This window comes from Sphingomonas sp. AC449 (genome assembly GCF_979253475.1).
In genome coordinates this window covers 222,365-236,440 of the sequence record NZ_CEEDCZ010000001.1, presented here as the reverse complement: position 1 = coordinate 236,440, position 14,076 = coordinate 222,365, and the positions used below count along the sequence as shown (strand labels likewise).

The 14,076-nt window shown below is 67.9% G+C and carries 14 protein-coding genes and 1 pseudogene; 3 read left to right on the top strand and 12 right to left on the bottom strand.

What is annotated here, in order from left to right; all coding sequences use genetic code 11:
• Positions 1–18: 18 nt before the first annotated feature.
• The 11 genes from murD to AC0CH3_RS01065 all read right to left on the bottom strand — a co-directional run bounded on the left by murD (position 19) and on the right by AC0CH3_RS01065 (position 11,148).
• Positions 19–1,323: a UDP-N-acetylmuramoyl-L-alanine--D-glutamate ligase gene (gene murD, locus AC0CH3_RS01115; protein WP_354301457.1), complete on the bottom strand. Its 1,305-nt coding sequence runs from the start codon at positions 1,321–1,323 to the stop codon at positions 19–21.
• Positions 1,320–2,390, bottom strand: a complete 1,071-nt coding sequence (gene mraY / locus AC0CH3_RS01110; RefSeq protein ID WP_056016134.1) for a phospho-N-acetylmuramoyl-pentapeptide-transferase — start codon at positions 2,388–2,390, stop codon at positions 1,320–1,322. Before mraY ends, murD begins: the two co-directional genes overlap by 4 nt.
• Complete coding sequence (locus AC0CH3_RS01105) at positions 2,391–3,773, bottom strand: UDP-N-acetylmuramoyl-tripeptide--D-alanyl-D-alanine ligase (protein WP_354301455.1); 1,383 nt, start codon at positions 3,771–3,773, stop codon at positions 2,391–2,393.
• The gene (locus AC0CH3_RS01100) at positions 3,770–5,155 is read right to left on the bottom strand and encodes a UDP-N-acetylmuramoyl-L-alanyl-D-glutamate--2,6-diaminopimelate ligase (RefSeq protein ID WP_354302075.1); all 1,386 of its coding nucleotides are present in this window, start codon (positions 5,153–5,155) and stop codon (positions 3,770–3,772) included. Before AC0CH3_RS01100 ends, AC0CH3_RS01105 begins: the two co-directional genes overlap by 4 nt.
• A 170-nt stretch (positions 5,156–5,325) precedes the next feature.
• Positions 5,326–7,065 carry a peptidoglycan D,D-transpeptidase FtsI family protein gene (locus AC0CH3_RS01095; protein ID WP_354301453.1) on the bottom strand — a complete coding sequence of 580 codons (1,740 nt, stop codon included), beginning with the start codon at positions 7,063–7,065 and terminating at the stop codon, positions 5,326–5,328.
• Positions 7,062–7,703, bottom strand: coding sequence for a hypothetical protein (locus AC0CH3_RS01090; protein WP_354301451.1), 642 nt, complete (start codon positions 7,701–7,703; stop codon positions 7,062–7,064). Before AC0CH3_RS01090 ends, AC0CH3_RS01095 begins: the two co-directional genes overlap by 4 nt.
• Positions 7,700–8,662: a 16S rRNA (cytosine(1402)-N(4))-methyltransferase RsmH gene (rsmH, locus tag AC0CH3_RS01085; RefSeq protein ID WP_354301449.1), complete on the bottom strand. Its 963-nt coding sequence runs from the start codon at positions 8,660–8,662 to the stop codon at positions 7,700–7,702. The genes AC0CH3_RS01090 and rsmH overlap by 4 nt, the downstream gene beginning before the upstream one ends.
• On the bottom strand, positions 8,659–9,159 hold the full coding sequence (locus AC0CH3_RS01080) for a division/cell wall cluster transcriptional repressor MraZ (RefSeq protein WP_465237469.1): 501 nt from the start codon (positions 9,157–9,159) through the stop codon (positions 8,659–8,661). The genes rsmH and AC0CH3_RS01080 overlap by 4 nt, the downstream gene beginning before the upstream one ends.
• Before the next feature lie 312 nt (positions 9,160–9,471).
• Entirely contained in the window at positions 9,472–9,747 is a 276-nt protein-coding gene (locus AC0CH3_RS01075; protein ID WP_235532194.1) for a hypothetical protein, read from the bottom strand.
• Positions 9,748–9,818: 71 nt separating this feature from the next.
• Positions 9,819–10,799, bottom strand: coding sequence for a cysteine synthase A (locus AC0CH3_RS01070; protein ID WP_354301446.1), 981 nt, complete (start codon positions 10,797–10,799; stop codon positions 9,819–9,821).
• A 160-nt stretch (positions 10,800–10,959) separates the two neighbouring features.
• Positions 10,960–11,148, bottom strand: coding sequence for a hypothetical protein (locus AC0CH3_RS01065; RefSeq protein WP_056016148.1), 189 nt, complete (start codon positions 11,146–11,148; stop codon positions 10,960–10,962).
• 462 nt (positions 11,149–11,610) lie between these two features.
• On the opposite strand from AC0CH3_RS01065, the gene AC0CH3_RS01060 reads away from it, so the two are divergent.
• The 3 genes from AC0CH3_RS01060 (at position 11,611) to aat (ending at position 13,622) form a co-directional block, all read left to right on the top strand.
• Complete coding sequence (locus tag AC0CH3_RS01060) at positions 11,611–11,997, top strand: hypothetical protein (protein WP_056016150.1); 387 nt, start codon at positions 11,611–11,613, stop codon at positions 11,995–11,997.
• A 179-nt stretch (positions 11,998–12,176) separates the two neighbouring features.
• Positions 12,177–12,887: a ParA family protein gene (locus AC0CH3_RS01055; protein WP_354301443.1), complete on the top strand. Its 711-nt coding sequence runs from the start codon at positions 12,177–12,179 to the stop codon at positions 12,885–12,887.
• Between the two features lie 12 nt (positions 12,888–12,899).
• Complete coding sequence (gene aat, locus AC0CH3_RS01050; RefSeq protein ID WP_056016155.1) at positions 12,900–13,622, top strand: leucyl/phenylalanyl-tRNA--protein transferase; 723 nt, start codon at positions 12,900–12,902, stop codon at positions 13,620–13,622.
• Between the two features lie 35 nt (positions 13,623–13,657).
• On the opposite strand, the pseudogene AC0CH3_RS01045 reads toward aat, so the two are convergent.
• Positions 13,658–13,891, bottom strand: a pseudogene (locus tag AC0CH3_RS01045) (DUF2155 domain-containing protein); the annotation flags it as partial.
• Positions 13,892–14,076: the final 185 nt, after the last annotated feature.

The following is a 14,076-nucleotide window of genomic DNA, read 5'->3' as shown; positions in this document are numbered from 1 at the left end:
TCCTAGCACGCATATCGGTCATGCCAACTGCTCCACCGCGGCGCGAAACGCGGCGCCGCGCGCTTCGTAATCGGCAAACTGGTCGAAACTCGCGCATGCCGGCGACAGCAGCACGGTGTCGCCGGGCTGCGCACGGGCGGCGGCACTCGACACCGCGACCGCAAGGGTGACCGACTGCTCGACCGGCATCACCGGCTGGAGCAGATCCGCAAACGTCCTGCCCGCCTCCCCGATCGTATAGGCGTGGACGACGTGCCCGAACGCCGGCGCGCAGGCGTCGAGATCGTCGCCCTTCGCCCGGCCACCGACGATCCAGTGCACCCGCTCGAACGCCGCGAGCGCAGGGGCGCTGCTCTCGGGGTTGGTCGCCTTGCTGTCGTTGACATAGCCGACGCCGCGGATCGTCGCGATCCGCTCCATCCGGTGCGGCAGCCCGGTAAAGCTGATCAGCGCACGCTCGATATCGCGCGCATCGACGCCCAGCGCCTCGGCCGTGGCGATCGCCGCGGCGGCATTCTGCCGGTTGTGCGGCCCCTGCAAGGCCGGCCAGTCGGCATTCGACACGTCCGGGTCCGCGGCGATCGGCACGAGCCGATGACCGCTGCCGCCAAGCCGCGCGGCAATCGCGCCCGATGTCGCATCGCCGGTTCCGACGATCGCCACGCTGGCTGCGGTCTGCATCGCGAAAAGCCGGGCCTTCGACGCGGCATAGCCCTCGAACCCGTCATAGCGGTCGAGATGGTCGGGCGTGACGTTGAGCAGCACCGCGACGTCGCAGTCGAGCGTCTGCGTCAGGTCGATCTGGTAGCTCGACAGTTCGAGCACATAGACGCCGCCCGCGGGCAGCGGATCCTGCCCGAGGATGGGCAGCCCGATATTGCCCCCCATCAGCGTCGGCACGCCCGCGGTCTTCAGGATATGATGCACGAGCGCGGTCGTGGTCGACTTGCCGTTCGTGCCCGTGATCCCGACGACCCTGTGCGACGGAAGGTCGCGCCGTGCCTGAGCGAACAGCTCGATATCGCCGATGACGGGGATTCCGGCCGCGCGTGCCGCCGCTGCGAGAGGATGCGTGTTCAACGGCACACCCGGGGACACGATCAGTGCGTCGAACCCAGCCAGATCCTCGAGCGGTGCCAGCTCGAGACGTGCGGGGTCTCCCCGCACGGGGTCGGCAGCGAAGACGGCACGCTTCGACTCGTCGGCGTCCCAGGCGACGACGTTCGCCCCGCCGGCGACCAGCGCCCGCACGGTCGCCGCGCCCGACCGCGCGAGCCCGAGCACCGCGAGGCGTTTCCCGCGCCAGGCCTTAGCGACGATCACCGCAGCTTCAACGTCGACAGGCCGACCAGCGCCAGCACCAGTGCGATGATCCAGAAGCGGATCACCACGGTCGGCTCGCTCCAGCCAAGCTGTTCGAAATGATGGTGGATCGGCGCCATCCGGAACACGCGCTTGCCGGTGCGCTTGTAGAAGAACACCTGGATGATCACGCTCAGCGCCTCGGCGACGAACAGCCCGCCGATGATCCCGAGCACGATCTCGTGATGCGCAACGACCGCGATCGTCCCGAGCGCACCGCCCAGTGCGAGGCTCCCGGTATCGCCCATGAACACCGCGGCCGGCGGCGCATTGAACCAGAGGAACGCCAGCCCCCCGCCGACGACCGCGCCGCAGAAGATCGCGAGCTCGCCCGCCCCCGGCACGTGCGGGATGCCGAGATAGTCGGCGAACTTCACGTTGCCCGCGAGATAGACGATGACCATGAACGCCACGCTGGCGATGATCACCGGCATCGTCGCCAGTCCGTCGAGCCCGTCGGTCAGGTTCACCGCATTGCCGAACGACACGATCGTGAACGCGGCGAAGACGGGGAAGAACCAGCCGAGATCGATATACATGCGCGACGTGAACGGCAGATAGAGGTGCGGCCCGTTCTGCGACATGATGATCGTCGCGGCGATCCCCGCGATCGCGAATTCGAGCAGCAGCCGCGTGCGCCCCGAAATCCCCGCGGTGCTCGCCTTCCGCACCTTGTCGTAATCGTCCATAAACCCGATCGTGCCGAACCCCAGCGTCACGAACAGGCAGGCCCAGACATAGGGGTTGGCGAGGTCCATCCACAACAGGATCGCCAGCGTCATGCTGGTCAGGATCATCAGCCCGCCCATCGTCGGCGTGCCGCGCTTGGCGAGATGCGTCTGCGGGCCGTCGGCGCGGATCGGCTGCCCCTTGCCCTGTCGCACGCGCAGCCAGCCGATGAACCGCGGCCCGATGATCAGGCCGATGATCAGCGCGGTCGCGACCGCGCCGCCCGTCCGCGTCGATTGATAGCGCAGCAGGTTCAATATACCCGGGAAACCCAGATGTGCGGCGATCCAGTACAGCATTTACGTCTTCCCACCCCCGAGGCTCGCCACGACACGCGCGAGCCCTACACCGTTCGATCCCTTGATGAGAACCGCATCGCCCGGCGCCAGGATCGTCCGTAACGACGTCAGCGCGGCCGCAGCGTCGCCCACATGGACGGTTTCGACTTTCCCCTCAAGCGCCTGCGCGAGCGGCGCCATCGCTTCACCGACCAGCAGCGCCATTTCGACGTTTGCCGCAAGGATCGGCTCGGCCAGCCCCGCATGATAATCTGCCGACGCCGCACCCAGTTCGCGCATTTCGCCGAGGACCGCGACATGCCGCCCCGGTTCCTGTTTCAGCACCGCGAGCGTCGCGCGCATCGACGACGGGTTGGCGTTGTAGCTCTCGTCGATCACAAGCGCCTCGCCGCCCGGCAGCGACGCCATGAACCGCGCACCGCGCCCCTGCAGCCCGCCAAGTTCGGCAAGCGCCAGCCCCGCGAGCCCCAGATCGGCCCCCGCCGCATCGACACAGGCGAGGACCGCGAGCGCGTTCGATACCCAGTGCATGCCGGGCTGCGCCATCGTGAAGCTCAGTTCATGCGCGCCGAACTGCGCGGTGACGAAGGTCGACCCCGTCGCCAACCGCACCGTCTCGATCGCGCGGACGTCCGCACCCTTTTCGAGCCCGAACGTCACGACCGTCGCCGCATGCGGCGCTGCCGCTGCGACGAGCCGATCGCGGTGCACGCTGTCGAACGGCACGATCGCGCGGCCGCCGGGCTCGAGCCCCTCGAAGATCTCGCCCTTCGCGTCGGCGATCGCGCTCTCGTCGGGAAAGAACGCGGTGTGCGCAGGTGCGATCGCGGTGACGACCGCGATGTGCGGGCGGACGATCCGCGTCAGCGCCGCGAGTTCGCCGGCATGGTTCATCCCCATCTCGAACACGCCGAAGCGCGCGTCGCGCGGCATCCGCGCGAGGCTCAACGGCACGCCGGTATGGTTGTTGTAGCTCTTGACCGAGCGATGTACCGCGCCGGGCGCGCCGCGATCGAGCGCGGCGTACAGCGCCTCCTTCGCGCTGGTCTTGCCGACCGACCCCGTCACCCCGATGATCGTCGCACCGCTGCGCTTTCGGCTCGCGCGTGCCAGCTCCTCAAGCGCGCGAAAACTGTCGGCGACGCGGACGTGCGGATGATCGCATGGCTCGGAGACGATCGCGCCTGTTGCGCCTTGCGCGAACGCCTGGTCGAGGAACAGATGGCCGTCGCTCGCCTCGCCCTTCATCGCCACGAACAGGTCGCCCGGGCCGACCTCGCGCGAATCGAACGCGACGCCGCCTACCTCGAAGTCTGCCGAGGCGGTCCCCCCGGTCGCCGCCGCGATCTCCGCGGCGGTCCACAGTGGTGCGGCACCGGTCACGCGGCGCACTCGCGCGCGACGCCGACATCGTCGAACGGCAACACCATGTCGCCGACGATCTGGCCCTGTTCATGCCCCTTGCCCGCGATCAGCACGATGTCGTCGCCGCCGGCCTCGTCGATCGCCGCCTTGATCGCCGCACGCCGATCGCCGATCTCGATCGCGCCGGGCGCGCCCTTCAGGATGTCGCGGCGGATCAGCGCGGCGTCCTCGGTACGCGGGTTGTCGTCGGTGACGATGACGCGGTCGGCATAGTGCACCGCCACCTGCCCCATCGTCTCGCGCTTGCCCGTGTCGCGGTCGCCGCCCGCGCCGAACACGACGATCAGCCGCCCCCCGGCATGCGGCTTGAGCGCCGCGATCGCCGCCTCCAGCGCGTCGGGGGTATGTGCATAATCGACATAGACCGGCGCGCCCGACCGCGCGATCACTGCACGCTCGAGCCGCCCGCGCACCGGCTGCAACCGCGCGAGATTGGCGATCGTCGTCGCGACATCGCCCCCGGTCGCGATCACCAGCCCTGCGGAGACAAGCGCGTTCGCCGCCTGATATCCGCCGATCAGCGGCAGCGTCACGCGGTAGGTCTGGCCCCCCGCCTCGATCGTCAGCCCCTGCCCCAGCAAGGTCGGATCGCGTCCGACCAGCCGCAGCGTGTCGCCGCGCGTGCCGACGGTTACGAGCCGGTTACCGCGTTCGCGCGCCAGATCGATCACGCGCGCCGCCTGCGGATCGTCAGCCCAGACCACCGCAACACCGTCGCGTCCAAGCACCTCGGAGAACAGGCGGATCTTCGCCGCGAAATAGGCCGCCATGTCACCGTGATAATCGAGGTGATCGCGGCTGAGATTGGTGAACGCGGCAGCCGAGACGGGAAGCCCCTCGGTGCGATACTGCGTCAGCCCGTGGCTCGATGCCTCGAATGCGAGGTGAGTCACGCCCTCGCGTGCCAGCCCGGCGACGTTCGACAGGAACGTCACCACGTCGGGCGTCGTCAGCCCGGTCGTCACGCGCTCGTCCGCGGTCGTCACGCCGAGCGTGCCGATCGAGGCGGCGTGGAACCCCGCCATCCGCCACAATTGCCGGGTCATCTCGACACAGCTGGTCTTGCCGTTGGTGCCGGTGATCGCGACCGTCGTCTCGGGGAACGGGGCGAAGAACCGCGCCGCGAGCTGCGCGAAACGCTCGCGCGGGATCTCGTCGGCGATGTAGGCCGCGCCGTCGATGACCAGCCCGGGGCGCGCGACTACTGCGATCGCACCCGCGCGGATCGCGTCGGGGATGAAATCCTCGCCATTGACGCGTTCGCCCCTGAACGCGCCGAACACCGTCCCCGGTGCGACCTTGCGGTGGTCGATCGCGAAGCCGGTGACGTTGCGGTCCATGTCTCCGCCGGATGCGACCGGTCGGACGGCGGCCTGTACAGACGACGCATGTCCGCCGCTGCCGGTCTCTTCGCCGATCAGCGTAGCCAGTTTCATGCAAACATCCTCATTGGCACAATCCCCATGGCCGTCCCGTCACGGCCAAATCTCATGACCGGACGTTCAGCCGCTTACTCCGCCCCGATCGTCGGCTTCGCACCGAATGCCGGAGTCCCCGGCGCATGCCACAACAACGGGAGCAAGTCGCTCTCGTCGATATCGCGATTGGTGTCGGGTATCACCCCAAGCATCGATCCGGTCCGGCTGATCACGCGCGAGACGACCGGTGCCGCGGTCCAGGCGGCGGTGGTGAACCCGTAGGATTCCTTGTTGCCCTTTGCCGAGTCGAGCGTCACGACGACGACATAGCGCGGCGCGTCCATCGGGAAGGCGGCGGCAAAGGTCGAGACGTTGGTATGCTTGTTGTACCCGCCCGCCTGCGCGATCTCCGCGGTGCCCGTCTTGCCCCCGACGCGGTAGCCGGGCGCCTCGCCCTTTCGACCCGTACCATATTGCACGATCAGCCGAAGCAGCTGGCGCATCCGCGCGCTCGTCGTCGTGCTGATCACGCGCCGCCCTGCGGGGATATGCGCCGGATCGATCTTGAGCAGCGTCGTCGGCCGCCAGATCCCGCCATTGACGAGCGTCGCATAGGCATTGGCGAGGTGCAGCGGCGTCACCGCGATCCCGTGGCCATATGCAGACGTCATGACCGTGGTCCGCGCCCAGAAGGTCGGCCAGATCGGACGCCCCTTCTCGCGCAGCTCGATATCGGGCTTGGTGTCGAACCCGAGCTTGCGGAACATCGTCTGCATGCCCGTCGCGCCGATCTGGTCGGCGATCCGCGCCGTCGCGATATTCGACGAATAGATCAGCGTTTCCGGGATGTTGAGCCAGCGCTTTTCCTCGTCGCCCGGATCGTCGTGGATCGTGTAGCCGCCGACGCGCATCGGCGCCGTCGCGTCGAACCGGCGCGACATCGACGTGACGACGCCCGTGTCGATCGCCGCCGCCATCGCGATCGGCTTGAACACCGAACCGAGCTCGTACACGCTCTGCGTTCCCATGTTGCGCAGCTGTTCGGTGCCCGCCATGCCGACGCGGTTGGGATTGAAAACGGGCATCGAGGTCATCGCGATGACTTCGCCCGTATCGACGTCGAGGACGATGCCCGACGCCGCCTTGGCCTGGAACGACGCCACCGCGCGCGCGAGTTCGCTTTCCATCGCGGCCTGGACGCGCGTGTCGATCGACAGCGCGACGGGGGTGCCGTTGAGCGCCGGGTTGGTCAGCCGCTCGTCGAGCACGCGTTCCATGCCCGACATGCCGTGCCCGTCGGTCGACAGGAAGCCCAGCGCGTGTGCCGCCATCGTCGACTGCGGGTACAGCCGCTGCGTCTCGCGCGCGAACACGATTGCGGGTTCGCCGATCGCATTGACCTGCTCGACCAGCGCGGGCGACGCGCGCCGTTGGAGATAGCTGAAGCTGACATTCTTGGTCAGCAGCGCATAGAAGAACGCCTGGTCGCCACGGTCGGGCATCAGCGCCGCGAGCCGCGCCGCGATCTCGGTCGGGTCGCCGATCAGTTTCTTGGGATGGACCGCGATCGTCCAGGCATCGATCGTCCTCGCCAGCGGTGCGCCGTTGCGATCGACGATGTCGCCGCGGGCGGCGATCGCGGCAGCGCGTGCCGCCGGATCGCTCAGCGACCCCTGGATCGCCAGCATCCCCAGCCGACCGATGACCAGCAGCACGGCCGCGCCGAACAGGAACATCAGCATCATCAGGCGCATGTGCGCCGTCGCGACCAGCGCATGGCGCTGCGTCGCGGTACGCCGCTCGGAGACTGGCCGGGCGACGAGCGTGGTCAACGCAGGCGCCCGGCCTCGGCGCGGGCGCCGTTCAGGATCGAGCCGAGCGTGGTATCGGACAGCAGCTTGCGATCGAGCATCGCGACCGCCTGCGGACGAACCTTGGCCACCGCGGCGAGGCGCTCGGTCGAGGCGGCGCGGACGATCGCGGCCTCGGCGGACTTGGGCATCTGGAGCGACGCACGGATCACGACGGGTTTCAGCGCCGCTGCGACCGCGGCGGTCTGCACGCCGACGTTGGTCACGGCTGCGGGCACCGCTGCGGGCGCTGCAACGGGCGCGATCACGGGCATCGACGGCACCAGCAGCTGCGCAGTCTGGATCGTCCCGCGGTTGCCGATCTGGTTCACGTCGAGCGCGGCCAGCGCCGATTCGCTTGCGACGAACTGGCCGGCGGTCGGCGCGGACAACGCCAGCGTGTCGCCATTCCAGCGTTCGAGCTGCACCAGGTTGGCGCGCGTGTCGAACTCGGTCTCGAGCGCCCGGATGTCGCGCTCGGCGAACCGGATCTGACCATTGACGGCCTCCAGCTTCTTGCGCTCGGCGGCGACCTGCAGCGAAACGAGGTAGAAACCGAGCACGACGGCCACGCAGCCCCCGAACCAGCCCACACCCTTCAACCGATACGCCGCCGTCATGTCGTCACCTCTTCCGTCCAAGGTTGCGCGGAGGTCCGCCGCGCCGTTCGTAAAGTCGCAGAGCGTGCACGCGGGTTGCGTGCCAGCTCGTCCTCGCCGGCGCGCACGGGGCGTCCGACATCGGTAAAACTCGGTTCCGACACGCTTTTCGCCTGCGGAAGATGACGCGAACCTGAAGGCGCAGCACCGGACCGCGCGCGCAGGAACCGCTTCACCATCCGGTCCTCGAGGCTGTGAAACGTCACGATCGCGAGCCGCCCGCCGGGCTTGAGCGCGCGCTCCGCGGCAAGCAGGCCATCCGCCAGTTCGCCAAGCTCGCGATTGACGTGGATGCGGATCGCCTGGAACGCGCGCGTCGCCGGATCCTTCTTGTCGTGCGCCTTGTAGCCGAGCGCGCGACGGATGACGTGCGCCAGCTCGCCGGTACGCGTCAGCGGCCGCGCCGCGACGATCGCACGCGCAACCCGCCGCGACTTGGGCTCGTCGCCATATTGATACAGTACGTCGGCGATCTCGGCCTCGTCCGCCTCGTTGACGAAGTCCGCGGCCGACATCCCCGCCTGCGCCATCCGCATATCGAGCGGACCGTCCGACTGGAACGAAAAGCCGCGCTCGGCCTGATCGAGCTGCATCGACGACACGCCGATATCGAGCGTGATCCCGTCGACGGGCAACGCATCGCGTGCCTCGAGCTCGGCGACCATCGCGGAGAAGTCGGCGGCGACCAGCGTCAGGCCGTCATGCGCATCGGCAAGCGCGCGACCCGCCTCGATCGCATCGGGATCGCGATCGAACGCGATCACGCGCGCGCCGCGCGACAGCAGCGCCCGCGTATAGCCGCCGGCGCCGAACGTCCCGTCGACCATCGTCTCGCCGGGCGCGGGGGCCAGCGCGGCAAGCACCTCGTCCATCAGCACGGGAACGTGCGGCGCATCGTCCTGGGGCAGCAGATCGCTCACAGCGCGACCCCCTTCTCGGCCATGTAGAAGCGCGCCATCTCCTTGACGACGTCGGGCATGTCCGGCGTGGCGACGAGCGCCGCGGGGTCCCAGATCTCGATATAGTCGAGCACGCCGTAGAAGAACGCGTGCGTCTTGATCCCGGCATAGAAGCGCGGAAAGGCGGGCATGATGAAGCGGCCCGAGCCATCGAACGGCACCGCCTCGCCGGACGCCGCGCGACGCTTGATGTTGTAGTCGTATTCGCCGTCCTCGCGCGTGTTCTCGGCCTCGCGCCGGTCGAGCTTTTCAGCGAGCAGCGCGACATAGCCCGGGTCATACGCGACCAGGCACCGGTTCCTCTGATGCGCGCCGATGATGATGGTTCCGCCGTCCTTGCCGTTTGCCTTGGGGGCGTTTGCCGACAGGATCGTCCGAAGTGCGGAAGGGATGGCTACCCGGCCCTTGTCGTCGACAAGGCCGATGCCGTCTCCCTGATACCGCCCTCTGTCCGACACGCCAATATCCCGCGAATGGCGTGCACGACTTCCCGCTTCGAATCGCAGCTCGCGCTGCAATCCGACCGCGCAATCGCGCTCGGTGACCGTGCCCCTGTGTTAACCTCGGTCTATCACAGCGAAACGGGGACGCAACGGGATTTTTGGGGATTTCACGGAATCAGAAGGTTAATTCGTCCAATCGAGCACGCACGCGCGACCAACGGCGGGCCAAGCCACACGCCATGATATTGAGACTCAAGGGAAAGCCGGGCGCGGGACCAATCACGCGCAAACCACCAAAGGACGACGTGATCCGGCGGCATCCGGTGATTAAGGCTTGGCGGCAGGCGCCTGCGCGTTGACGCTCGGCGCGAGCCCCATTTCGGCGAGTGGCTCGTCGGTGCCGTCGGAGGCTGTGGTGTTCGAGACCGCCATGTTCGCGACGACGTCCGCCTGCGCCGAGCCCGCGGCAACGACGGGCCGTTCCCGCGTCGCCGATCCGATGATCGCGCTGGCGAGGCCGATGAACAGAACCACCGCGGCAAGGCCGATCATACCGACCTTGATCCGCTGCATGGTCTGCGAAGGTACGTGTCCGTTCTGCATCTTGGCGTGTTTAGCTACCCGATCACCGCGCATTTGTCGAACGGCCGCGTCCGGGGTGGCTTGCATGCTTCTCAAGCAAGCCCCTTCGACGCGCGCCATTCGGCATTATAGAGCGTCGACAGGTAGCGAAATCCGGTATCGCACAATATCGTCGCGATCCGCTTTCCCGGCCCCAGCTGCCGCGCGAGCGCAATCGCGCCGGCGACGTTGATCCCCGACGACAGGCCGAGGCACAGCCCCTCTTCGTCGAGCAGCCGCCGCGTCCATTCATAGCCTTCGGCATCCGAGATTCGGAACTGCGTGTCGATCGGTGCGCCTTCGAGATTGGCAGTGATCCGCCCCTGCCCGATCCCCTCGGCCACCGACGATCCCTCCGACTTCAGTTCGCCATGCGCATAATAATTATACAGCGCAGCGCCGTGCGGGTCGGTAAGCGCGATGCAGACCCCCTCGTCCTTGGCCTTGAGACCGAGACCGACACCCGCGATCGTGCCCCCAGTGCCCGCCGCACAGGTGAAGCCGTCGATCCGGCCGTCCATCTGCGCCCAGATCTCCTCTGCGGTGCCGACGATATGCGCGCGGCGGTTCGCGGTATTGTCGAACTGGTTCGCCCAGATCGCGCCCGGCGTCTCCTCCGCGATCCGCCGCGACGTGTGGACGAAGTGGCAGGGGCTCGAAAACGCCGCCGCGGGAACGAGGACGAGCTCCGCGCCAAGCGCGCGCAGCGTGTCCATCTTCTCCCGGCTCTGCGTCTCGGGCATGACGATGATCGTCTTATACCCCTTGGCATTGGCGACCAGCGCAAGACCGATCCCGGTATTGCCCGCCGTCCCCTCGACGATCGTTCCGCCGGGCGCCAGCATCCCGCGCGCCTCGGCGTCCTCGACGATCGACAGCGCCGCGCGATCCTTGATCGACGCGCCCGGGTTCACGAACTCGCATTTGCCGAAAATGTCACAGCCCGTCGCGTCGCTGGGCCCCTTGAGGCGTACCAGCGGCGTGTTGCCGATCAGGGCGAGCGTGTCGGGTAGCGTCTGCGTATCGGTTGTCATCTGCATCCGGGCTAGATGGCGCCGACCCCAGCCAAGGGCAAGCACGCGAATCTATACGCCACAGAAGCGATCTCCGCACGGCCGGGATAACGCGGATCGCACAGGCCAGCCCCGCGTGGAGCCGGGAGCATGAGGGCCGGCGGTCAGGAGGCCGGCAGGCTCAGGACCGCCCGCAGCCCAGCCGCCGGCCACCGGCCAGCATCTCGAGGCGTGAGTCCACGCAGGCCTGCGCATCGGACAGCTTGGCGCCGAGCAGCGATTCACTGCCTTCGTCCGCGAGCGCGAGTGCGTCCGCAATCAACTGTGCGATCGCGGTCAGGCGATCGAACGGGTCGTCATTTCGCGTCATGCGTCGTCCTTTCGACGGTGTTTCATACTATAGCGCAGCCGGTGATCGCACCGTTGCCGCCGCCATGTTTTTCGCCGGCGCCACCATCCCCGCGCCGTCGTCCCCGATTCGCCGGGGCGCTCTTTCGATCGTGCCCATGGGCCCGCCATGCCCTCGAGCGAAAGAGCAGAATCATGCGTCCCGGACGGCAGTGCACCAAAACGATCCAGCTCCGCCTCGCCAACGCCGTGCCCGGCACGCCTGTCCCGGCCGACGACAGCCTGCCCGATCGACCGTTCGCTGCCCGACCGCAATGCCCGACATATCCCCGCCAAAACAACGTTTCGCGCGTCGGCGTTGCATGGTCCAACATGCGGATTGCGGCGAGCCGACCTGCCGCAGGGATGGTCCGAACACGCGCGCCGGTAACGGTACCGCTACGGCTTGACGGCATTTGCTGCATGCGCGAAGTCGCTTCGCACCATGAAGACCCCCCTCCCCATCACCGCCGTCGCCGCGCTGCTCGCGCTGGCCGCCTGCAACTCCAAGCCCGCCGCGCCCGAGGTTGTCGACAGCAACCCGGATCCGATGGCCAACCAGCTCGCCAATGCCGGCCCGGTCGAACTGCCGCCATCGATCAAGTCCGAGCAGACGATGCGCTGCAAGGACAACAGCCTGGTCTATGTGACGTTCTTCCAGGGCGACAAGCAGGCCAATATCCGCCTCAAGGAAGGCGACACCGCCACCACGCTCAAGGCCCCCGCTGCCGGCGAGCCGCTGGTTGCAGAGGGTGGCTGGTCGATGACCGGCAACGAGAAGGCGATCGACCTGACGCGGCCCGGCAAGGGCAGCCAGACCTGCCACATCTGATCGCTGTTCGATCCTGATCGATGCCGTCGGGGAATGGTCGTGGTCTGTCCGCGACCGTTCCCCGCTTTCGGTTGGACGGACTGCCCGGCGCCACGCCCGGTCCCGTGGCCAAGCCCTGTGCTTGCCGCTCAGGGGGGCGTGCCTTGCCATTCGCTGCTCGCCGCGCCACGCTGACCGCCATGGCAACCATTGCGATCTACAGCCTGAAGGGCGGCGTCGGAAAGACGACGCTGGCGGTCAATCTGGCATGGTGCTCGGCGGCGCGGTCCGCGCGGCGCACGCTGCTCTGGGATCTCGATCCGCAGGCGGCCAGCACCTTCCTGATGCATGGCGGTGCCGGGCGCGATCAGGCGCAGGCGATGTTCTCGAAGGACATCGCGGTTCGCAAGCGCGCGCAGTCGACCGCGATCCCCCATCTCGACCTGATCGGCGCCGACGCATCGCTGCGCGGACTGGATCACCTCTTCCATGCGATCGACAAGAAGAAGCGGCTGGAAAAGCTGATTGCCGAACTGACGGATTACGACCGTGTCGTTCTCGACTGCCCGCCGGGACTGACCGAGACCGCGGATCAGGTCATGCGCGCCGCCGACCTGATCGTCGTGCCCGTCATCCCCTCGCCGCTGTCGCAGCGCGCCTATGAGGATGTCGTGCGGCATCTGGGCGGCCGGACCCCGATCCTTCCCGTGCATGTGATGGTCGATCGCCGCCGACGCCTGCATGCCGACGCGGTCGCCGCGCGACCCGAATGGCCGGTAATCCCGATGAGCAGCGTGATCGAATCGATGACCGCGCGGCGTGCCCCCGTCGGCGTCTTCGCGCCGCGATCGAGCGCCGCCGCTGCGTTCGACACGCTGTGGCGCACGATCGAACGGCGCCTGGCAGGCTGATCGTCCATAACCATGGAGCAACTCGATCCCAAAATCGTGCTCGGTGGCTATGCCGTCGGCGTCTTTCCCATGGCCGACAGCCGCGACGCGGACAGCGTCTACTGGGTCGAACCCCGGCGCCGTGCGATCCTGCCGCTCGACGGCTTTCACCTGGCGCGCTCGCTGCGCAAGACGATTGTAAGGGATCGCTTTCGCGTCACGGTCGACACTGCGTTCCCGGACATCCTCGCGTTGTGCGCCGAAAGCGTCGACAACCGACCCGAGACCTGGATCAACACCGGGATCGAGCGCGTCTTTCTCCAGCTCCACACGATGGGGTTCGCGCACTCGATCGAATGCTGGGACGGCGAAGCGCTGGTCGGCGGGTTATACGGGCTCGCGCTGGGCCGGGCATTCTTCGGGGAAAGCATGGTCAGCCGCGCGACCGACGCGTCGAAGGTCGCGCTCGCGCATCTCGTCGCACGCATGAAGGCGGGCGGGTTCGACCTGCTCGATTGTCAGTTCCAGACGGCACACCTCGCCTCGCTGGGCGCCGTCGAGATCGACCGCAACGCCTATGTCGCGTTGCTCAGGGGCGCGATCGAGGGCGTGGCTGGCGAGGATTCGGCCGGGACTGGCTCGGCGGCGGGCGATTTCTTCGCGCTGGACCGCTTCGCCGCGGCCTCCGCGACGGGTGCGGTATCAGGGCCGGTCGCCGGGAACGTCATCGCACAGCTCTTGGCCCAGACGTCGTAGATCGGGTGCTGGACCGCGTTCAGCGCGGGACGCTCCTTGTAGAGCCATCCCGAGAATGTCTGTCGCCAGCGCCTGTCGGTGCCACGCACCACGACCTGGACGAACGCACCGGTCAGCTGCTCCGGCTCCCACGGCGCGGTCTGTTCGCAGGCGCGCAGGCGCAACACGACATCGCCCATGCGCGTCGCCTGCCCCGGCTTGAGCGTGACCTCCCGGGTATCGCCGTTACGCTTGTTGAGCAGCCCGATCACCGCGACGCGCTGCGCCATCGGCGTGCCGCCATTGGCCAGCGATGCCGCGCCCGTGTCGATTGTCTCGATCGAATCGTCGCCGGGCTGGTCCGCGCCTGGCAGATCCTGCTGGACCGCAGCGACCGGCGCGGCGCCACGGTCGGACATGGCGCGGTATCCCAGCCAGCCCCCGATCACCACGACGACAATCAGGATCGCCGCAG

Excerpts from the sequence above, each read along its gene's own strand:
- mraY (WP_056016134.1), bottom strand. The coding sequence starts at position 2,390 with ATGCTGTACTGGATCGCCGCACATCTGGGTTTCCCGGGTATATTGAAC.
- AC0CH3_RS01100 (WP_354302075.1), bottom strand. The coding sequence starts at position 5,155 with ATGGACCGCAACGTCACCGGCTTCGCGATCGACCACCGCAAGGTCGCA.
- AC0CH3_RS01090 (WP_354301451.1), bottom strand. The coding sequence starts at position 7,703 with ATGACGGCGGCGTATCGGTTGAAGGGTGTGGGCTGGTTCGGGGGCTGC.
- AC0CH3_RS01075 (WP_235532194.1), bottom strand. The coding sequence starts at position 9,747 with ATGCAGAACGGACACGTACCTTCGCAGACCATGCAGCGGATCAAGGTC.
- AC0CH3_RS01070 (WP_354301446.1), bottom strand. The coding sequence starts at position 10,799 with ATGACAACCGATACGCAGACGCTACCCGACACGCTCGCCCTGATCGGC.
- AC0CH3_RS01065 (WP_056016148.1), bottom strand. The coding sequence starts at position 11,148 with ATGACGCGAAATGACGACCCGTTCGATCGCCTGACCGCGATCGCACAG.
- AC0CH3_RS01060 (WP_056016150.1), top strand. The coding sequence starts at position 11,611 with ATGAAGACCCCCCTCCCCATCACCGCCGTCGCCGCGCTGCTCGCGCTG.
- AC0CH3_RS01055 (WP_354301443.1), top strand. The coding sequence starts at position 12,177 with ATGGCAACCATTGCGATCTACAGCCTGAAGGGCGGCGTCGGAAAGACG.
- aat (WP_056016155.1), top strand. The coding sequence starts at position 12,900 with ATGGAGCAACTCGATCCCAAAATCGTGCTCGGTGGCTATGCCGTCGGC.